The organism is Crossiella sp. CA-258035, from assembly GCF_030064675.1.
GTDB lineage: Bacteria > Actinomycetota > Actinomycetes > Mycobacteriales > Pseudonocardiaceae > Crossiella.
The window spans coordinates 1,487,427-1,507,509 of record NZ_CP116413.1; the positions used below are offsets into that span (position 1 = coordinate 1,487,427).

The following is a 20,083-nucleotide window of genomic DNA, read 5'->3' on the forward strand; positions in this document are numbered from 1 at the left end:
TGGGGAGATCCCGCGCTGGAAGGCAGGCACCACGATGAGCGAAGCCCACATCCCCGAAAGCCCCGGTCACCGCACCGGCGAGCACCAGCGCCCCGACCCGGTCGCCGACCCCCGCGCGGCCCGCCGCCGTGCCACTGAGCGCGCCGCCACCGAGCGGACCGTCACGGAACCCGGCGCGCAGGGCGTCACCGAGCCCAAGCGGAACCGCCTCGGCGGGCTGTGGACGGTGTTCGTGGTGGCGGCCGTGGTGCTGTTGCTGCTGCTGGTGTTCATCCTGGAGAACGGCCAGGACGTGCAGATCTCCTACTTCGGCATCACGGGCACCCTGCCGCTGGGCGTGGCGCTGCTGCTCTCGGCGATCCTGGGTGTGCTGCTGGTCGCGGTGCCCGGCTACGCGCGCATCATCCAGCTGCGCCGGAGCGCGAAGCGGGGGAGCGGGCGGGGCTGAACGGGCCGCGCCAGGTACCCTGCGCGCGAGCATCCCCCGCCGGTGCCCCGAACCGCGCCGGTACCCCGAACAAGGAGAAAGTACGTCGTGAGCGAGCGCACCCTGGTCCTGGTCAAGCCCGACGGCGTTGCCCGTGGCCTGGTCGGCGAGGTCATCTCCCGCATCGAGCGCAAGGGCCTGAAGCTGGTCGCGCTGGAGCTGCGCAACGTCGAGCGCGGCGTTGCCGAGCAGCACTACGCCGAGCACGACGGCAAGCCGTTCTTCGGCAGCCTGCTCGACTTCATCACCTCCGGCCCGCTGGTGGCCGCCGTGGTCGAGGGCACCCGCGCCATCCCGGCCTTCCGTCAGCTCGCCGGTGGCACCGACCCGGTCGAGAAGGCCACCCCCGGCACCATCCGCGGCGACTTCGCCCTGGAGACCCAGTTCAACCTCGTGCACGGCTCCGACTCCCCGGAGTCCGCCGCCCGTGAGATCAAGCTCTGGTTCCCCAACCTCGCAGGCTGATCCGGGCCAGGTAGCACTCAGCAGGGCGTCCTCGCAGGTCAGCGAGGACGCCCTTGCTGTGTCCGGTGGAAAACTCGTTCTGTTCTGTCGGTGCCCTCGGTTACCGTCGCCTGCGTGAACGGCGACGGTTGGCTGGTCGAGGCGAACGGACTCAGCAAACGCTTCGGCGACTTCGAGGCGGTCCGCGGCATCGACGTGAAGGTCGGCGCGGGTGAGGCATTCGGCTTCCTCGGACCCAACGGCGCGGGCAAGTCCTCCACCATGCGGATGATCGCCTGCGTGTCCCCGCGCAGTGGCGGCGAGCTGTCCGTGCTCGGCCTCGACCCGGACCTCGAAGGCCCCCGGATCCGCGCCCGCATCGGCGTGGTGCCGCAGCAGGACAACCTGGACAACGAGCTCACCGTCCGGCAGAACCTCCAGCTCTACGGCCGCTACTTCGGCCTCTCCCGCGCGCACGTGCGGGACAAGGCCACCGAGTTGCTGGACTTCGCCAAGCTCACCGACCGCGCCGACGCCGAGGTGGAGTCCCTCTCCGGCGGCATGAAGCGACGACTCACCATCGCCCGCTCCCTGGTCAACGACCCGGAACTGCTGCTGCTCGACGAGCCGACCACCGGCCTGGACCCGCAGGCCCGGCACCTGTTGTGGGACCGGCTGTTCCGGCTCAAGCAGCAAGGCGTCACCCTGATCATCACCACCCACTACATGGACGAGGCCGAGCAGCTCTGCGACCGCCTGGTGGTGATGGACAACGGTCACATCGTCGCCGAGGGCTCCCCGGCCGACCTGATCGCCGCGCACTCCACCCGCGAGGTCCTCGAGCTCCGCTTCGCCCCAGGCCACCAGAGCGAGGCCGCGCCCACGGTCGCCGACCTGGCCGAGCGCGTCGAGATCCTGCCCGACCGCCTGCTGCTCTACACCGCCGACGGCGAGACGGCCCTGGCCGCCGCGGTCGAACGCGGCATCCGCCCGGTGTCCAGCCTGGTCCGCCGCAGCTCGCTGGAGGACGTGTTCCTCCGGCTCACCGGCCGAACGCTGGTGGACTGATGAACGACTCCGCACAGCCAGCGCCCGCCGCCTCCGCGCACCCGGCCACCGAGCCGGCCGAAGAGCCGACCGGCACCCGCCCGCGCCGTCGCGCCACGGGACGGCCGGTCGGCGCTTGGCGGGCCGCTTTCCTTGTGGTGGAAGGAAAGTGGACCTGGTACAAGCGCAACTGGCGAGCCACCTTCTTCTCCAGCGTCGGACAGCCGCTGCTGTTCCTGCTCGCCCTGGGGCTGGGCATCGGCTCCCAGGTCAAGCCGGGGTCGGTGCCCAGCGGAGTGTCCTATCTGGAGTACCTGGCACCCGCGCTGCTGGTGGTCGCCGCGGTGCAGAACGCCACCGGTGAGTCGACCTTCCCGGTGCTGTCCTCGTTCAAGTGGCAGCGGGTCTACTGGGGCATCAACGCCTCACCCATCACCCCCTATCAGATCGTCGGCGGACAACTGCTGTGGACAGCGGCCCGCCTGCTGCTCTCCGGCGGCATCTACCTGGTGGTGGCCGCCTTCTTCGGCGGAGTCCGCAGCCCCCTGGTGCTGCTCTCCCTGCTGTTCGCCACGCTGGCCGGCATGGCCTTCGCGGCGCCACTGGTCGCCTACGTCGCCACGGTCGACGACGAGGGCCAGTCCCTCGGCAACATCTTCCGTTTCGTGCTGATGCCGATGACCCTGTTCGCAGGCACCTTCTTCCCACTGGACCGCCTACCCGACCTGGTCCAGCCAATCGCCTGGATCACCCCGCTCTGGCACGGCACCGAACTCGCCCGAGGCACCGTCCTCGGCGGCCTGGAGCTGTGGCCCGCCCTGGGCCACGCCGCCTATCTGCTCGCCCTGCTGGCCGGCGGCGCCGCGCTGGCCGCCCGCAACTTCCGCCGAAGGCTGGCGAACTGACATGACGAACGACGACAGGACAACAGACGGCATCGCGGACCACCACACGGCCAGCGACGCCCAATCTGGTGGCGCGCAGTCGGGTGGTGCGCAGTCGGGCGGGAGCGGCCCCGCGACTGGCGACGCCCAGGCCAGCGGTACGCAGTCGAGCGTTGGCGGCAACGCGGCCAGCGACACCCGGGTTGGTGGCGAGCAGTCGCGCGGAAGTAGCCACGCGGCTGGCGACGCCCAGACTGGTGGCGAGCGGTCACGTGGGAGCAGCCCGACGGCTGCCGACTCCCGAGTCGGTGGCGCGCAGTTGGGCGGGAGTAGTGGCGTGACTGGCGACGCCCAGACCGGTGGCGTGCGGCCGAGTGGGAGCGGCCACGCGGCTGGCGTCACCCGGGTTGGAGGCGAGCAGTCGGGTGGGAGTGGCCTCGCGGCTGGCGACACCCTGGCCGGTGGCGAGCAGTCGCGCAGGAGTAGTCGCGTTACCAGTGACGCCCAGACCGGTGGCGAGCAGTCGGGCGGGAGTGGTGGCGTGACCGGTGACGCCCAGGCCGGTGGCGTGCAGTCGAGCGGGGGCGGCCACTCGGTCAGCGACACCCGGGTTGGTGGCGGGCGGTCACGTGGAAGCAGCCGCACGGCTGGCGACGCCCAGTCTGGTGGCGCGCAGTCGGACGGGAGCGGCCATACGACTGGCGACACCTTGGCCGGTGGCGAGCAGTTGGGCGGGAGTGGCCTCGCGGTTGGCGGCACCCAGACCGGTGGCGTGCAGCCGAGTGGGGGCGGCCACGCGGTCAGCGACACCCGGGCCAGTGGCGCGCGGTCGGGCGGCAGTGGTCGCGCGGGTGGTGAACGGGCGGGTGGGGGGCTGCTGGTCGGTGAGCGCTTGGCTGGTGGGCACTCGGTGGCCGAGCGGTCTGCTGGGCCGTTGTTGCGCATCCTGCCCGCGGGGCTTTACGCCGGGCGGGGCCGGATGATGGTCGAGCGGGCGCTGCTGGTGAACCGGCGGTCCTGGCTCAACCTGGTGTCGGGCGTGCTGGAGCCACTGTTCTTCCTCCTCTCGCTGGGCGTCGGTTTTGGCAGCATGGTGGGGCAGGTGGCTGGGCCGGACGGGCAGCCGATGGACTACGCGATGTTCCTCGCGCCCGCGTTGCTGGCCTCCTCGGCGATGAACGGCGCCATCAACGACGCCACCTACAACGTCTTCTTCAAGCTCAAGTACGCCAAGCTCTACGACGCGGTGCTGGCCACCTCGCTCGGGCCGCTGGACGTGGCGGTTGGGGAGATCACCTGGGCGGTGATCCGCGGTGGGCTGTACTCCGCCGGGTTCCTGCTGGTGATGCTGGGCATGGACCTCATCTCCTCGCCGTGGGCGCTGCTGGCGCTGCCGGTGGCCCTGTTCGTGGCCTTCGCCTTCGCCGCGGCCGGCATGGCCTGCACCACGTTCATGCGGTCCTGGCAGGACTTCGACCTGGTGCAGCTGGCGATCCTGCCGATGTTCCTGTTCTGCAGCACCTTCTACCCGCTGTCGGTCTACCCCCGGCCGCTCCAGTGGATCGTGGACTGGCTGCCGCTCTACCGCGCGGTGGAGCTGATGCGCGGGCTCACCACGGGGCACGTCGGCATCGGCATGCTGGGCCACCTCGGGTACTTCCTGGTGATCGCGGCGGTGGGCATGTGGGTGACCACCCGGCGGCTGGACAAGCTGCTGCTGCGGTGAGCTCAGTCCGGCTCCTGGTGGGCGCTCAGGCACTCGCTGACCGCGGTGGTGAAGCGGGCGGGCTCGTGCACCAGGTCGCGCCAGGTGAACGTCTTGAGGCGCCAGCCCAGGGGTAGCCAGCGCCAGTGCGGGGCGCGGGCCGGGTCCTGGAACTCCAGGGCCAGCCGCTGCTCCGGGTAGGCGCCGTCGGCCGTGCACAGGGTGACGCCGTCGGCGACCAGGTCGTAGCTCGGGGTGAACGGGGGTAGGTCCGCGTCGGCGAGGGCGATCCTGGCCGCGCACTGGAGGAACGTGCCCGTCGTGCCGGTGGCGGCGGCCAGGTGGGCGCGCAGGTCGCGGTCACCGGGGGCGCGCGGCAGCTCGGCCAGGCAGGTCTCCAGGTCGGGGCGGGTGACCAGGCGGCGGTGCAGGGCGTCCTCGATCAGCCAGATGGCGGGTAACCGGGGGAGTGCGCGGGCCAGGTCCAGGACTGTTCTGGGCACGGTGGTGCAGGGCAGCCCGTTGATCCTGGTGACGTGGTGGGCCGGTAGGGCGCTGGTGTGCGAGCGCAGATCGTGTCTTCGCAGGTAGCGGTAGGTGCGGGGGACGGTGACGTGCTCCGGGCCCTCGGTCGAGGGCAGGGCGAGGCCGTGCAGCCGGGCGGCGGTGTGGTGGCTGGCCACCGCGGCCCTGGTGCCGGTGGCCAGCAGAGCCGCGCGGGCGCGCAGGCGGGGCGTCGGGCGGGCGTCCTGGTGGCACCGGTGTGGTTGGCCTCCGGCGCGGAGGCCGGGGAGGTCCAGGGTGCGGGGGAGGAGGCTGTTCGGGGTGGTGGCGGTGGGCATGAGGGCAGCTTGGCGGGGTGGTGGCGGGTGGGGCCAGCGGGTGTCGGCCGGGCTGTGGACAACTGGTCACTTGTGGACAAGTAGCGATCTTGGGATTGGCCGGGCGGAGGCACGGGCCAATGGGCGTTACCCTGGTCGCGTGAGTGTGCAGTCTGTCTTCCCCCAGCTTGAACCGCTGCTTCCGCAGGTGTCCAAGCCCGTCCAGTACGTCGGCGGGGAGCTGAACGCCACCGTCAAGCCCTGGGAAGAGGCTGTGGTCCGGTGGTGCCTGATGTACCCGGACGCCTACGAGGTCGGCCTGCCCAACCAGGGCATCATGATCCTCTACGAGATCCTCAACGAGCAGCCTGACGTGCTCGCCGAGCGCACCTACGCCATCTGGCCCGACCTGGCGAAGCTGATGCGCGAGAACGGCGTGCCGCAGTTCACCGTGGACGGGCACCGGCCGGTCGGCGCCTTCGACGTGCTCGGGGTCAGCTTCGCCACCGAGCTGGGCTACACCAACCTGCTCAACGCGCTGGACCTGGCCGGGATCCCGATCCACGCGAAGGACCGCACCGAGGACCACCCGATCGTGCTGGCCGGCGGGCACGCGGCGTTCAACCCGGAGCCGATCGCCGACTTCCTGGACGCCGCCGTGCTCGGCGACGGCGAGGAGGCGGTGCTCGAGGTCACCGACATCATCCGCGCCTGGAAGGCCGAGGGCTGCCCCGGCGGCCGGGACGAGGTGCTGACCAGGCTCGCCGAGACCGGCGGGGTGTACATCCCGCGGTTCTACGACGTGGAGTACCTGCCGGACGGCCGGATCCAGCGCGTGGTGCCCAACCGCGACCGGGTGCCCTACCGGGTGTTCAAGCGGACCACGATGGAGCTCGACGAGTGGCCGTACCCGAAGCAGCCGCTGGTCCCGCTGGCCGAGAGCGTGCACGAGCGGATGAGCGTGGAGATCTTCCGCGGCTGCACCCGCGGCTGCCGGTTCTGCCAGGCCGGCATGATCACCCGCCCGGTGCGAGAACGCTCCATCGAGGGCATCGGCGCGATGGTGCAGCGCGGACTGGCCAACACCGGCTTCGAAGAGGTCGGCCTGCTGTCGCTGTCCAGCGCGGACCACTCGGAGATCGCCGAGGTCACCAAGGGCCTCGCGGACCGCTACGAGGGCACCAAGACCGGGCTGAGCCTGCCCAGCACCAGGGTGGACGCCTTCAACGTCGACCTGGCCAACGAGCTCTCCCGCAACGGCCGCCGCTCCGGGCTCACCTTCGCTCCGGAGGGCGGCAGCGAGCGGCTGCGCAAGGTGATCAACAAGATGGTGTCGGAGGAAGACCTCATCCGCACCGTCAGCACCGCCTACGCCAACGGCTGGCGGCAGGTGAAGCTGTACTTCATGTGCGGCCTGCCCACCGAGACCGACGAGGACGTGCTGCAGATCGCCCGGATGGCCAAGGAGGTCATCAAGGCCGGGCGGGTGGCCTCCGGGCGCAAGGACATCCGCTGCACGATCTCCATCGGGGGGTTCGTGCCGAAGCCGCACACCCCGTTCCAGTGGGCCGCGCAGTGCGATCCGGACACCGTGGACAACCGGCTGCGCAAGCTCCGCGACGAGATCAACACCGACCGCTCGATCGGCCGCAACATCGGCATGCGCTACCACGACGGCAAGCCCGCGCTGATCGAGGGACTGCTCTCCCGGGGTGACCGCAGGCTGGGCCGGGTGATCGAGCGGGTGTGGCGCGAGGGCGGCCAGTTCGACGGCTGGGGCGAGCACTTCTCCTACGACCGCTGGGTGGAGGCCGCCAAGGTCGAGCTGGAACAGGTGGGCCTCGACCTGGCCTGGTACACCACCAGGGAACGCGAGGAGCTGGAGGTCCTGCCCTGGGACCACCTCGACTCGGGCCTGGACAAGGAATGGCTGTGGTCGGACTGGCAGGACGCGCTGGATGAGCGTGAGCAGGACGACTGCCGCTGGACCCCGTGCTTCGACTGCGGCGTGTGCCCGGCGATGAACACCGACATCCAGGTCGGCCCGACCGGCAAGGTGCTGCTGCCGATCACCCCGGTCGGCACCGGCAGCCCCGTGCGCAACCCGGCGTTCAGCCAGGGCTGAGCCAATACGAAGGCCCCGGTTTCCCTTGTCCGACAAGGGAAACCGGGGCCTTCGTCATGCTCAGCTGACTGCCTTGAGCGCGTTCACCAGACCCTTGCCGAAGAACGCGTTGTCCCTGGCCGCACCGGTGCACCGGGCGTCACCGGCCGGGCAGGGCAGCTCGTCCGCCTGGTGCCCCAGCAGCCAGGCCAGCGCCTGCGGCGGCGCGCCCCGGTACTTCGAGGCCAGCAGCGCGGCCACGCCGGCCGCGTGTGGCGAGGCCATCGAGGTGCCGCAGGCGGTGCCGTAGCGGCCGCCCGGCAGCGTGGACAGCGGGCAGCCCGAGCCCTCGCCGGCGGGCGGCGGCTGCGCGCCGTCGCCACCCGGCGCGGTCACGTCCACCACGCCCTTGCCGTAGCTGGAGTAGCCGGAGAGCTTCTTCGCGTACCCGGTGGCCGAAACCCCGACCACCCCGGCGAACTCGGCGGGCGCCTCGTCGCAGTTCTCGTTCACCGGGTGCGGCTTGGCCGGGTCCTTGGTGGTGTTGGCCAGGTCGACCGCGCTGTTGCCGACCGCGGCCACGTGCAGCGAGCCCTTGCGCACCGAGTACGCGATCGCGCGCCGGACCGCCTCGTGTCCGACCTTCTCACCCGCCACGTCCTTGCACCAGAACATCCACGGGTCCATGAACCAGCTGCTGTTGGTGACCTCGAAGCCCTTGGCGCCCGCCCACATGAACCCGCACACCGCGGACTCCGGGTAGATCATCCCGTCGTCGTTGACCACCTTCACCGAGGCCAGCCGCACACCGGGCGCGACGCCGGTGATGCCCTGCCCGTCCTTGGCCGCGGCGATGGTGCCCGCCACGTGCGTGCCGTGCGAGGAGTTGCTCGGCATCCAGGCGGGCTTGTCCTGGTCCGCGCGGCCGGTGGTGCAGCCCGCGGAGAGCGCGGGGTCGACCGCGGCCTTCAGATCGGGGTGGTCGGCGTCCACGCCGGAGTCGAGCACGCCGACCACGACCCGCCGGGAACCCGGGTTGATCTTGTTGGCCTCGTCGGCCTTGATCTGGCGCATGTCCCAGGACCGCGGCGAGAGGTCCTCGGCCGCGCCGCGGGCGCCGACCTCCGCGGTGGTCTCCACCATCCGGGAGCGCGCGGCGATGCTCTTGGCGGCCTTTTCGGCGCTGTAGGCGCGCTCCAGGGTGAACCGGGACTCGAAGCTCGGGTCGGCCGAGGTGGCCACCGCGACGCCGATCTCCCGGTAGTAGGCGTCCGTGCTGCCGCACTTCCGGGTGATCTCCCTGGCCGCCGCCCACTCCGGCGTGCCAGGGGTGAACAGCACGACATGCCGGTAGCTGGTGCCGCTGGGGTCACAGGGCGCTCCGGCCGGATCGGCGGCGGCCGGGGTCGCCCCCAGCGCGCCGCCGATCAAGGCCGTCGCCGCCAACGCGGTGGTCCATCGACGTGTAGCCGACACACTGCCTCCCCAACTAGGTGACTCTTCCGGAGAAGGAACCTAGAAGGCGGAGACCGACCGGCGCAGCGGCCGGATGGCTCAGCGGACCGCGCGCAGCGCGTTGACCTGCCCGGACCCGAAGAACGAGTTGTTCAAGCGGGAGCCGGTGCAGCGCTGGTCGCCGCTCGGGCACGGCTTCGGGTCGGCCTCGGCGGCCAGCAGGAACCGCAGGTGGTCCGCGGACCGCCAGGGCAGCCCGGAGGCGAGGAGCGCGGCCACGCCCGCCGCGTGCGGGGAGGCCATCGAGGTGCCGCACATCGACCCGTACTGACCACCGGGCACCGTGGACAGCGGGCAGCCGGGGCCCTGGCCGGGCGGCGGCTCGGGGGAGAAGTCACCGCCGGGCGCGCTCACCGTGATCGCGCCGCGGCCGTAGTCGCTGAAGCTGGACAGCGCGCCGTCGTAGCCGGTGGAGGACACCGACACCACACCGGGCAGGCCACCGGGCAGCAGCTTGCACTTGCGGTTCACCGGGTGCTCGGCGGCCGGGTCGGAGGTCGGGTCGGTCAGGTCCAGCGCGAAGTTGCCCGCGGCCGCGACGGTGAGGACCTGCGCGCGGTGCGCGTGGGCGACCGCGCGGCGGATGGCCTCGAAGCCGACCTGCTCGCCCGGCTTGTCCTGGCACCAGAAGAAGAACGGGTCGGCGAACCAGCTGTTGTTGGTCAGGGTGAACTTCTTCGCCGCCGACCACATGAACCCGCAGACCGCGGACTCCGGGTAGATCATGCCCTCGTCGTTGATCACCCGGACCGAGGCGATCCGCACGCCGGGCGCTACGCCGGTGATGCCCTTGCCGTCGTCAGCCGCGGCGATGGTGCCGGCCACGTGCGTGCCGTGCGCGGAGCCCAGCGGCGACCAGGCCTCGACCTCGTTGACCGGCCTGCCGGTCTCACAGCCCGCGGACAGCTTCGGGTCCAGCGCCTTGACCAGGTCGGGGTGCTTCGGGTCGACGCCGGAGTCGAGCACGCCGACCACCACGTCCCGCGAGCCGGGGTTGATCTTGTTGGCCCGGTCGGCCTTGATCGCGCGCATGTCCCAGGACTGCGCTGACAAGTCCTCATCAGCGGCCACGGTGGAGCGCAGGGTCTCCAGCTTCTCCACCCGGCTGCGGCCTTCGCTCAGCGCGTCCTTGGCCTTCTTCGCGCTGTAGGCCTTGTCCAGGCCGACTCGCCGGTCGAAGGACGGGTCCGCCGAGGTGGCCACCGCCACGCCGATCTCCGGGTAGTAGTGGTCGAGGGTCCCGCAGTTGCCGGTGACCTCCTGTCGCACCTTGGCTTCCCTGGTGTGCGGACTGCCCACCACCACGTACTGGTACGACGTGCCGGTGGTGACGCACGGCGTGCCGGTCGGCGCGGCTCCCGCGGCCGGTGCGGCGGCCAGCAGCACCGCCCCGGTCGTCACGGCCAGCGTCGCCGCCCCCAGACGGCCGAGCTTCGACATCCGAACCTCCTCGCGAGCGTGGAAAAGCGGGCACAGTTGATCACGATGCACCCTGTTTTCCCAGAGCCGCGCGGAAAATCGAGCCGTTCGGGGGTCAGTCCCGCACCGCGGCGAGCGCGTCCACCATGCCGTGGCCGTAGAAGCCGTTGTAACCGGCGTAGCCGTTGCAGGTGGCGTCCTGCGCGCCGTCGGAGTTCAGGTCGTAGTCGGCCGGGCAGGCCAGCGAGACCGCCTGCTGGCCGAGCAGCCTGGTCAGCTGCGCCGGGGTCGCCGAGCGATAGCGGGAGGCCAGCAGCGCGGCCACCCCGGTCACGTGCGGGGTCGCCATCGAGGTGCCGCACAGGTAGCCGTAGCCGCCGTGCGGGACCGTGGAGAGCACGCAGCCGTTCTCCGCGCCCTGCGGGGTCTGCCGGTGGTCACCGCCGGGCGCGGTGAGTTGCGCCACACCCAGGCCGTAGGAGCTGTAGCTGGCCTTGACCGTCTCCGCGCCGACCGAGGACACCGCGACCACGCCGCGCAACTCCGCGGGCAGCGCCTCGCACCGGTTGTCCACCCGGCCGCCGGGCAGTCCGAGCTTGGCCGCGGTCGCACCGGGGTTGGCCAGGTCCACCGCGTCGTTGCCGACCGCGGCCACCGCGAGCACGCCCCGGCCGACCGAGTAGCGCACCGCGCGGCTGACCGCCTCGTGCACGACCCGCTGACCAGTGCGGTCCCGGCAGGTCAGCACCCACGGGTCGACCAGGAAGCTGTTGTTGACCACCCGCATGCCCTTGGCCGCGGCCCACATGAACCCGCAGACCACCGACTCCGGATAGACGTAGCCGTCGTCCTCGACCACCTTCACCGAAGCCAGCCGCACGCCGGGCGCGACGCCGGTGATGCCCTTGCCGTCCTTGGCCGCGGCGATGGTCCCGGCCACGTGCGTGCCGTGCGGGGACTCGGTGGGCAGCCAGGCGGCACGCCGCTGGTCGGCGCGGCCGGTGAGGCAGCTCGCGGAGGCGGCCGGGTCGACCGCGCCCGCCAGGTCGGGGTGCTCGGCGTCGATGCCCGAGTCGAGCACGCCGACCAGCACGTCCTTGCTGCCCAGCGCGATCTGGTTGGCCTTGTCCGCGCGGATCGCGGCCATGTCCCACTGCTCGTCGGCGCGGTCCGCGCCTGCCGGGCGGCGGTCAGGGGCCAGTGCCAGCCGGGGACCAGCCGGGCCGCGGGCCGGTGACTTCTTGCGCGCGGCCCTGATCTGCGCCTCCGCGCTCACCGCGCGGTCGGCGCCGACCCGGCTGACGAAGTCCGGATCGGCCGCGGTGGCCACTGCGACCCCGATCTCCGGGTAGTAGGCGATCGTGCTGCCGCAATGCGTCCTGACCTGGGCGTCCGCCTCGGCGGGCGCGGTGCCCGCGTCGAAGAGCACCAGGTAGCGCAGCGTCAGCCCAGTCCGGCAGGGCGCGGCCGACTCACCGGCCCGCTCCGGCGCCTCGGGGGTGGCGCCAGCGGGCACGGTGACCAGCCCCGCCCCGGTCAGCGCGGCCAGCAGGGACACGCTCAACCGGACACGTAGGGGCAGAGGCACGGGGGGACCTCCGTCATCGTGTTCGTCGTCTCGGCAATTGGGGCTTCTCGGGGGTGCCCACTTACCGATTCCGCCCGGACGGTAGCCATGGTGGACCGGCCAGACAAGCGTGTCGACCGGCTTGGGCCGGTAGCCTCTTCGACCAGTCAGACCGCAACGGCCCGCCCGAGGAGCAGACCTGTCCACTCAGCACCAGCCCAACCCCTCCGCGTCCGCGGTGCAGAAGCTGCGCCTGCGCTACGCCAAACGGGGCAGGCTGCGTTTCACCTCACACCGTGACGTCGCTCGCGCCTTCGAGCGCGCGCTCCGGCGGGCCGGGGTGCCGATGGCCTACTCGCAGGGCTTCAGCCCGCACCCGAAGGTCTCCTGGATCGGCGCCGCGCCGACCGGGGTGGCCAGCGAGGCGGAGTACGTGGAGATCCAGGTGGTGCACCGGGTCGACCCGGAGGTGCTGCGCGCCGAGCTGGACGCGGCGCTGCCGCCCGGACTGGACGTGCTGGAGGCCGTCGAGGCCGGTCCGGGCACTTTGCCGGAGCGGATCGAGGCCAGCCGGTGGCGGATCGAGCTGGCCGGGGTGGACCCGGCCGAGCTGGCGAAGGCGGCCGAGGAACTGCTGGCCAGGGACGTGGTGGAGGTCGAACGGCTGACCAAGGACGGTCGCCGGATGATCGATGCCAGGGCCGCGGTGGTCGATCTTCGGGTGGATTCGGAAGTTGAGACGACAACCACCCATGTGGGTGATGGGCCGCAACCCGGCCTTCGGTGTGGGATACTCACTGCGGTCGTACGGCAGACAACACCTACCGTCCGGCCGGATGACGTGCTGAGCGCGCTGCGCGTCGTCGCCGACCTCGTGTCACCGGTACCCGCGAAAGCGAGCCGGCTGGCCCAAGGACGGCTTGACGACCGCGGTGACCTCACTGATCCGCTCGCCCCTGACCGGGAGGCAACCCCGCCGGTGCTCGACGCACCGCGGTAGGTCAGTGGAAGACGGCGCAGAACGTCGTCAAATGACCTGACCGCCTGGCGCCCGGACACACGTGCGGGGACACAGGGGGTTGTGGAGGATTCCTGCCGGGCTGGCCAAGCGGCGCGGCGGTGACTGAACAGAAAGGCCCCTGCGCGGCCGCGTCCGAGTTGGACGCGCCCGGGGGCGGAGGAGCTGCATGTCGAACATGGAAAGCCCTGCCGGCCACACCGGCGGGGATAGCACCGCATCCGGGGAACTGGCAGGTCTGCCCCCCAAGCTGCGGGTACACGCGCTGGCCAAGTTGCTCGGCGCCAGCTCTCGGGACGTCATGGCGACGCTCGAGCAGCTCGGCGAGACCGTGCGCAGTGCCCAGTCCAGCATCAGCAGGGACGTGGCCGAACGGGTCGCCGAAGCGCTGCTGCCCGACGAGGACCAGGTCGACCTCGACGACACGACGCTGGACGCGCCGGTCGCCGAGGCCGAGCCGGAGCCGGTAGCGGCCCCGCTCGCCCCGGTCTTCGCCGCGCCGCAGCCGCTGTTCATGGCCCCGGCCCAGCCCGCTCCCGCGCCTGCCCGCAAGCGGGCGCCGGAGCCGGTGGCCGCGCCCGCTGAGGAGCCTGAGACTGAGGACGAGGACCAGCACGACGAGCACGCCGGTGGCGACGCCGACGACGACGAAGCGGGCAACCGCCGTCGCCGTCGCCGTGGCCGCAGGGGTCGTGGTCGTGGTCGTGGCGCCGCCGAGGACGGCGAGGACGGCGAGGACGGGCCGGAGGAGCACGAGCAGCAGCCCGCCGCGTCGGCCGAGGAGCCGGTGGCCGAGGACGACGACGAGGACGACGAGGACGGGGGCACCCGCCGCCGTCGCCGCCGCCGTCGCCGCAAGGGCGGTGGCGAGGACGAGCCCTCGCCGCGCGCCGACGACCCGCCGAACACCGTGGTGCACGTCCGCGAGGTGCGGGAGAACCGCCAGGACGCTCCGCCCGGACCGCTGTCCTCCGACGACGAGGTGCGCAGCGTCAAGGGCTCGACCCGGCTGGAGGCCAAGCGGCAGCGCCGCAGGGACGGCCGGGAGGCCGGTCGCCGCCGCGCGCCGATCCTGTCCGAGGCCGAGTTCCTGGCCCGCCGCGAGGCGGTGGACCGCAAGATGGTGGTCCGCGAGCGCGAGGACCGGATCCAGATCGCGGTGCTGGAGGACGGGGTGCTCGTCGAGCACTTCGTGACCTCCTCCGGCAGCGGCTCGCTGGTCGGCAACGTCTACCTCGGCCGGGTGCAGAACGTGCTGCCCAGCATGGAGGCCGCCTTCGTCGACATCGGCAAGGGCCGCAACGCGGTGCTCTACGCCGGTGAGGTCGACTGGGACGCCGCCGGCCTGGAGGGCAAGGCGCGCAAGATCGAGCAGGCGCTCTCCACCGGCGACAGCGTGCTGGTGCAGGTCACCAAGGACCCGGTCGGGCACAAGGGCGCCCGGCTGACCACCCAGATCAGCCTGCCGGGCCGCTTCCTGGTCTACGTGCCGGGCGGCGGGGCCACCGGCATCAGCCGCAAGCTCCCGGACACCGAGCGCAAGCGTCTCAAGGACATCCTCAAGCGGATCGTGCCCGAGGACGCCGGTGTGATCATCCGAACCGCCTCGGAGGGCATCAGCGAGGACGCCCTCGGCCGCGACGTGGGCCGGCTGCGCGCGCAGTGGGAGATCATCAAGGAGAAGGCGGACGTGCCCAAGGCGCAGGCCCCGCAGCTGCTCTACGAGGAGCCGGACCTGCTGATCAAGGTCATCCGCGACCTGTTCACCGAGGACTTCTCCGCGCTGATCGTGCAGGGCGCCCAGGCGGGCGAGGTGATCGAGAACTACGTGCAGCACGTGGCTCCCGACCTGGCCTCCCGGCTGCGCAAGCACGTGGGCGCCAACGACGTGTTCACCGAGCACCGGATCACCGAGCAGATCACCAAGGCGCTGGACCGCAAGGTCTGGCTGCCCTCCGGCGGCTACCTGGTCATCGACCGCACCGAGGCGATGACCGTGATCGACGTGAACACCGGCAAGTTCACCGGGTCGGGCGGCAACCTCGAGGAGACGGTGACCCGCAACAACCTGGAGGCGGCCGAGGAGATCGTCCGCCAGCTCCGGCTGCGGGACGTGGGCGGCATCATCGTGGTCGACTTCATCGACATGGTGCTGGAGTCCAACCGCGACCTGGTGCTGCGCAGGCTCACCGAGTGCCTCGGGCGGGACCGCACCCGGCACCAGGTGGCCGAGGTCACCTCGCTCGGCCTGGTGCAGATGACCCGCAAGCGGGTCGGCACCGGGCTGCTGGAGGCCTTCAGCGCCACCTGTGAGCACTGCCGCGGGCGTGGCCTGGTGGTCTCCACCGAGCCGCTGCACTCCCACGGCGGTGGCAACGGCGGGGCCAAGAACGGCAACGGCAAGAGCGGCAACGGCAACGGCAGCGGAAATGGCAACGGGGCCGCGGCCGGCGCGCCCAGCGGGGGCTCCGGCTCCGGTACTGGTGCCGCCGCCGGTTCCGGCAAGGAAGGCCGCCGGTCCCGGCAGCGCAACCGCGGCGGTGGGCAGGACCAGCCCGCGGCCGAGGTCGCCACCGAGACGCACATCGAGACCGCGCCGGTGACCACGCCGCAGGCCGAGACCGAGCGCACCGCGCCCGCCAAGAGCGAGGCGGAGCGGCCGGAACAGGCCAAGGCCGAGCCGGCCAAGAAGGACTCCGCCAAGCGGCGGGAGGCCAAGCGTGAGGCCGCCAAGGCCGAGCAGGCCGCCCCGGCGGCTGAGCAGGCCCCTGAGCAGCCCGCGGTGGCCGCCCAGGAGCCCGCTGGCGCGGGCCTCAACGGCCACGGCGGTCAGCACGAGGAGCAGCGGGAGCCGGTGACGGTCCCCGCGACCGCCAAGCGGCGCCAGCCCCGGCGAGCCGTCCGACGGGCCGCTGGCCCGCCCGTGACCGGCATCAAAGAGGGCTGAGCCACCCCGGTTTGACCCGATTGACGGCGGGGCCGTAACCTGATGTACGGCCCGCCGTCAGGCGGGCTGAATCATGGCCTTCGGTCATGAAGCGCAGCCCGCCCAGGAGCATCACCCAGGGCGTAAGGCGCGCCCGATCAGTCAGGATTGGGACCTGTGGGTCCGGGTGCTGACTGCGAGGAAACACCGACACCGAGTAGCAGGAGACTTCCGGACCTATGTACGCGATTGTCAAGACCGGCGGCAAGCAGTACAAGGTGGCTGTCGGCGACGTCGTCGAGGTCGAGAAGCTGACCGGCGAGCCGGGCGCTGAGGTCTCGTTCCCCGCGCTGCTCGTCGTGGACGGCAACGACGTCATCACCGACGCGAACGCCCTGGGCAAGATCGCCGTGACCGGCAAGGTCGTGGAGCACTCCAAGGGCCCCAAGATCCGCATTCACAAGTTCAAGAACAAGACCGGCTACCACAAGCGCCAGGGTCACCGCCAGCGGCTGACCAAGGTCGAGGTCACCGGCATCGCGAAGTAAGGGATCTGACTAGCCATGGCACACAAAAAGGGCGCATCCAGCTCCCGTAACGGCCGCGACTCGAACCCCCAGTACCTGGGCGTGAAGCGTTTCGGTGGCCAGGTCGTCAAGGCCGGGGAGATCCTCATCCGTCAGCGCGGCACCAAGTTCCACCCGGGTGTGGACGTTGGCCGCGGCAAGGACGACACGCTGTTCGCGCTGTCCGCCGGTGCGGTCAAGTTCGGCATCAAGCGTGGTCGCAAGACCGTGAACATCGTCCCGGTCGAGGCCTGAGGCTTCGTCTCGAGACACAGCACGACCTTGGCGAGGGGCGCGGCCGGAGGAATATCCGGCCCGCCCCTCGCGTCGTGTACAGGCAGTACAGGAAAGTTGGAGGAGCAGTGTCTCGGTTCGTCGACCGCGTGGTGATCAACGCGGCGGCCGGTGACGGCGGCAACGGGTGCGCCTCGGTGCACCGGGAGAAGTTCAAGCCGCTCGGCGGACCGGACGGTGGCAACGGCGGGCGTGGCGGGGACGTCGTGCTGGTGGTGGACGGCAACGTGCACACGCTGCTGGACTTCCACTTCCGGCCGAACGCCCGCGCGGGCAACGGCAAGTTCGGCAAGGGCTCGCACCAGGACGGCGCGGCAGGCGCCGACCTGGAGCTGCACGTGCCGGACGGCACCGTGGTGATGACCGAGGACGGCGAGGTGGTCGCGGACCTGGTCGGCGAGGGCACCCGGCTGATCGCGGCCCAGGGCGGCCGCGGCGGGCTGGGCAACGCCGCGCTGGCCAACCGGGCCCGCAAGGCGCCGGGGTTCGCGCTGCTGGGCGAGCCGGGTGAGACCCGCAGCCTGGTGCTGGAGCTCAAGTCGGTGGCCGACGCCGGCCTGGTCGGCTTCCCGTCGGCCGGCAAGTCCTCGCTGATCGCGGTGCTGTCCGCGGCCCGGCCCAAGATCGCTGACTACCCGTTCACCACGCTGGTGCCCAACCTGGGCGTGGTCACCGCGGGCGAGACCGTCTACACCGTGGCCGACGTGCCCGGCCTGATCCCCGGCGCGAGCGAGGGCCGCGGCCTCGGCCTGGACTTCCTGCGGCACATCGAGCGCTGCGCGGTGCTGGTGCACGTGGTGGACTGCGCCACCTTCGAGCCCGGCCGCGACCCGGTCTCCGATGTGGACGCGCTGGAGCACGAGCTGGCCCGCTACACCCCGTCGCTGGGCACCAAGCTCGAGGACCGGCCGCGGATCGTGGTGCTGAACAAGATCGACGTGCCGGATGCCAGGGAGCTGGCCGAGATGGTCACCGCCGAGTTCGAGGCGCGCGGCCTGAAGGTGTTCCCGGTCTCCACCGCCACCCGTGAGGGCCTGCGCGAGCTGAGCTTCGCGCTGGCCGCCGAGGTGCAGGCATACCGGGCCGCCCAGCCCAAGCAGGAAGCCACCCGGATCGTGCTGCGCCCCCGCGCGGTGGACGAGAAGGACTTCACCGTGGTCGCGGACCCGGAGCGGGAAGGCGGCTTCATCATCCGCGGCGAGCGGCCGGAGCGCTGGGTGCGGCAGACCAACTTCGACAACAACGAGGCCATCGGCTACCTCGCGGACCGGCTCAACCGGCTGGGCGTCGAGGAGGCCATCGCCAAGCTGGGCGCGGTGCCGGGCTGCCCGGTCACCATCGGCGACATGACCTTCGACTGGGAGCCCTCCACCCCGGCCGGCGTGGCCGCGATGGGGCCGACCAGCGGCCGCGGCACGGACACCCGGCTGGAGCCCAACGACCGGATCGGCGCGGCCGAGCGCAAGCACGCCAAGCGGGTCCGGCGCGGGCTGGTCGACGTCGAGGACTTCGGCGACGAGGAAGCTGACGACAAGGAGTGAGAACTCCGGTGGCAACGCAGTCCCAGGCGCGGAGCCAGATCGCGGCCGCCCGGCGGATCGTGGTCAAGGTGGGCTCGTCCTCCCTGACCACGGCCGAGGGCGGGCTGGATCCGGCGCGGCTGGACGCCCTGGTGGAGGCGCTGGCCACCCGGCAGCGGGCGGGCAGCCAGGTGGTGCTGGTCTCCTCCGGCGCCATCGCGGCCGGACTGGCCCCGCTGCAGCTGCGGCGGCGGCCGAGGGACCTGGCCAGCCAGCAGGCCGCGGCCAGCGTCGGCCAGCTCCAGCTCGCGCACGCCTACACCGCCTCCTTCGCCCGCTTCGGCCTGGTGGTCGGACAGGTGCTGCTCACCGCGGACGACGTGGTGCGGCGCGCGCACTACCGCAACGCGCAGCGCACCTTCGACCGGCTGCTCGCGCTGGGCGCGGTGCCGGTGGTGAACGAGAACGACACGGTGGCCACCGACGAGATCCGCTTCGGCGACAACGACCGGCTGGCCGCGCTGGTGGCGCACCTGGTCGGCGCGGACGCGCTCGTTTTACTGTCCGATGTGGACGGTGTGTACGACCGGAACCCGCGGCAGCCTGGGGCTCAGCTGATCCGTGAGATCGCCGGATCGTCCGATGTGGACGGTGTTGACGTGACCGCGGCCGGTTCGGGCCTGGGCACCGGGGGCATGGCCTCCAAGCTCGCCGCGGCCCGGCTGGCCTCGGCCGCCGGCATCCCGGTGCTGCTGACCGCGGCCGCCGACGCGGCGCTCGCGCTCGGCCCGGCCGAGGTGGGCACCGCCTTCGCGGTCACCGGGCCCCGCCTGTCCGCCCGCCGGTTCTGGCTCGGCCACGCCGCGGGTGCGGCCGGCAGGCTGCACCTGGACGACGGCGCGGTGGCCGCGGTGGTCGGCCGCCGCCGTTCGCTGCTGGCGGCCGGGATCACCGGTGTGGACGGCGACTTCGAGGCCGGGGACGTGGTCGAGCTGCTCGACCTGCGCGGTCACGTGGTGGCCAGGGGCGTGGCCGGGTTCGACGCGGCTGAGCTGCCCGCGCTGATCGGCCGGTCCAGCCACGAGCTGCCTGCCGAGCAGCGGCGCGAGGTCGTGCACGCCGACGACCTGGTGCCGTTCTAGCCCTGGATGTGCCGCACGATCCTGGTCAGCTGCTCGGCGTAGCGGGCGGTGAACTCCGGTGAGTCCGGGTCCTCGCCGCTGATCATCTTGGCCACCCTGGGCAGGGTGAGGCTGGCGCTGGCGGCCGCCATCAGGGCCAGCAGCAGGCAGTCCGGGTCGATGTCGGCCGGAATCTCGCCCTCGTCCTGGCGGCGGCGCATCTCGGCGACCCTGGCCTGGAAGAACTCGCGCTGGTTCGGGTCGTCCGGGAAGTCCTCGGACAGGTTCTCCCACACCATGATCCGGCCGTAGTCGCGGTTCTGGCCGCTGTGCCGGACAAATCCCGCGACCACCTCGGTCAGCGGCAGGCCGGGGGCGGCCAGTGGCCTGCTCTCGGTGTCCCAGCTCCGGTTGACCTCCAGGTAGAGGCCCTCCTTGCCGCCGAAGTAGTAGGAGATCAGCTGCTTGTTCACCCCGGCGCGGGCGGCGATCTCGCTGACCCTGGCGGCGGCGTAGCCCTTGGCGGCGAACTCGGTGATGGCCGCGGTCACGATCTTGGCCTTGGTGCGCTCGGCGTCGCGCTGCCGCTCGCCCGCCGCGGGGGAGCGGCGTGACCTGCGCTGGGGCTGCTGCGGATCTGCCACC

The 20,083-nt window shown here is 71.9% G+C and carries 17 protein-coding genes; 12 read left to right on the forward strand and 5 right to left on the reverse strand.

The window, feature by feature from the left end:
- The first annotated feature begins 34 nt into the window (after positions 1-34).
- The 5 genes from N8J89_RS07090 (at position 35) to N8J89_RS07110 (ending at position 4,588) form a co-directional block, all read left to right on the forward strand.
- The gene (locus tag N8J89_RS07090) at positions 35-448 is read left to right on the forward strand and encodes a LapA family protein (protein ID WP_283663542.1); all 414 of its coding nucleotides are present in this window, start codon (positions 35-37) and stop codon (positions 446-448) included.
- Positions 449-535: 87 nt separating this feature from the next.
- Complete coding sequence (ndk, locus tag N8J89_RS07095) at positions 536-952, forward strand: nucleoside-diphosphate kinase (RefSeq protein ID WP_185002156.1); 417 nt, start codon at positions 536-538, stop codon at positions 950-952.
- Positions 953-1,066: 114 nt separating this feature from the next.
- Positions 1,067-1,999, forward strand: a complete 933-nt coding sequence (locus N8J89_RS07100) for an ABC transporter ATP-binding protein (protein WP_283663543.1) — start codon at positions 1,067-1,069, stop codon at positions 1,997-1,999.
- Positions 1,999-2,883: an ABC transporter permease gene (locus tag N8J89_RS07105; protein ID WP_283663544.1), complete on the forward strand. Its 885-nt coding sequence runs from the start codon at positions 1,999-2,001 to the stop codon at positions 2,881-2,883. Before N8J89_RS07100 ends, N8J89_RS07105 begins: the two co-directional genes overlap by 1 nt.
- A gap of 889 nt (positions 2,884-3,772) precedes the next feature.
- Positions 3,773-4,588 (forward strand): ABC transporter permease, encoded by an 816-nt coding sequence (locus N8J89_RS07110; protein WP_283663545.1) that lies wholly within the window; start codon positions 3,773-3,775, stop codon positions 4,586-4,588.
- A gap of 2 nt (positions 4,589-4,590) precedes the next feature.
- Here the strand turns inward: N8J89_RS07110 and N8J89_RS07115 are convergent, their stop codons facing one another.
- Positions 4,591-5,409 carry a type IV toxin-antitoxin system AbiEi family antitoxin gene (locus tag N8J89_RS07115; RefSeq protein WP_283663546.1) on the reverse strand — a complete coding sequence of 273 codons (819 nt, stop codon included), beginning with the start codon at positions 5,407-5,409 and terminating at the stop codon, positions 4,591-4,593.
- 139 nt (positions 5,410-5,548) lie between these two features.
- Here N8J89_RS07115 and N8J89_RS07120 point away from each other — a divergent pair, with 139 nt between their 5' ends.
- On the forward strand, positions 5,549-7,513 hold the full coding sequence (locus N8J89_RS07120; protein WP_283663547.1) for a TIGR03960 family B12-binding radical SAM protein: 1,965 nt from the start codon (positions 5,549-5,551) through the stop codon (positions 7,511-7,513).
- 60 nt (positions 7,514-7,573) lie between these two features.
- Here the strand turns inward: N8J89_RS07120 and N8J89_RS07125 are convergent, their stop codons facing one another.
- From N8J89_RS07125 to N8J89_RS07135, 3 genes are all read right to left on the reverse strand, one after another.
- Positions 7,574-8,968, reverse strand: a complete 1,395-nt coding sequence (locus N8J89_RS07125) for a S8 family peptidase (protein ID WP_502868426.1) — start codon at positions 8,966-8,968, stop codon at positions 7,574-7,576.
- 78 nt (positions 8,969-9,046) lie between these two features.
- Positions 9,047-10,447, reverse strand: a complete 1,401-nt coding sequence (locus tag N8J89_RS07130) for a S8 family peptidase (RefSeq protein WP_283663549.1) — start codon at positions 10,445-10,447, stop codon at positions 9,047-9,049.
- 94 nt (positions 10,448-10,541) lie between these two features.
- Positions 10,542-11,984: a S8 family peptidase gene (locus N8J89_RS07135; RefSeq protein WP_283666112.1), complete on the reverse strand. Its 1,443-nt coding sequence runs from the start codon at positions 11,982-11,984 to the stop codon at positions 10,542-10,544.
- A gap of 247 nt (positions 11,985-12,231) precedes the next feature.
- Between N8J89_RS07135 and N8J89_RS07140 the strand changes: the two genes are divergently transcribed.
- From N8J89_RS07140 to proB, 6 genes are all read left to right on the forward strand, one after another.
- A complete protein-coding gene (locus N8J89_RS07140) occupies positions 12,232-12,993 on the forward strand; it encodes a TIGR03936 family radical SAM-associated protein (RefSeq protein WP_283663550.1) in 762 nt (253 codons plus the stop codon).
- Between the two features lie 187 nt (positions 12,994-13,180).
- On the forward strand, positions 13,181-15,958 hold the full coding sequence (locus N8J89_RS07145) for a translation initiation factor IF-2 N-terminal domain-containing protein (protein WP_283663551.1): 2,778 nt from the start codon (positions 13,181-13,183) through the stop codon (positions 15,956-15,958).
- Positions 15,959-16,176: 218 nt separating this feature from the next.
- Positions 16,177-16,485, forward strand: a complete 309-nt coding sequence (gene rplU / locus N8J89_RS07150) for a 50S ribosomal protein L21 (RefSeq protein WP_185002164.1) — start codon at positions 16,177-16,179, stop codon at positions 16,483-16,485.
- 15 nt (positions 16,486-16,500) lie between these two features.
- On the forward strand, positions 16,501-16,758 hold the full coding sequence (gene rpmA / locus N8J89_RS07155) for a 50S ribosomal protein L27 (protein ID WP_185002165.1): 258 nt from the start codon (positions 16,501-16,503) through the stop codon (positions 16,756-16,758).
- 107 nt (positions 16,759-16,865) lie between these two features.
- On the forward strand, positions 16,866-18,338 hold the full coding sequence (gene obgE, locus N8J89_RS07160; protein ID WP_283663552.1) for a GTPase ObgE: 1,473 nt from the start codon (positions 16,866-16,868) through the stop codon (positions 18,336-18,338).
- A gap of 8 nt (positions 18,339-18,346) precedes the next feature.
- Complete coding sequence (gene proB / locus N8J89_RS07165) at positions 18,347-19,459, forward strand: glutamate 5-kinase (protein WP_283663553.1); 1,113 nt, start codon at positions 18,347-18,349, stop codon at positions 19,457-19,459.
- Here the strand turns inward: proB and N8J89_RS07170 are convergent.
- The gene (locus N8J89_RS07170) at positions 19,456-20,082 is read right to left on the reverse strand and encodes a TetR/AcrR family transcriptional regulator (protein WP_283663554.1); all 627 of its coding nucleotides are present in this window, start codon (positions 20,080-20,082) and stop codon (positions 19,456-19,458) included. The genes proB and N8J89_RS07170 overlap by 4 nt on opposite strands.
- Between the last annotated feature and the right edge of the window lies 1 nt (position 20,083).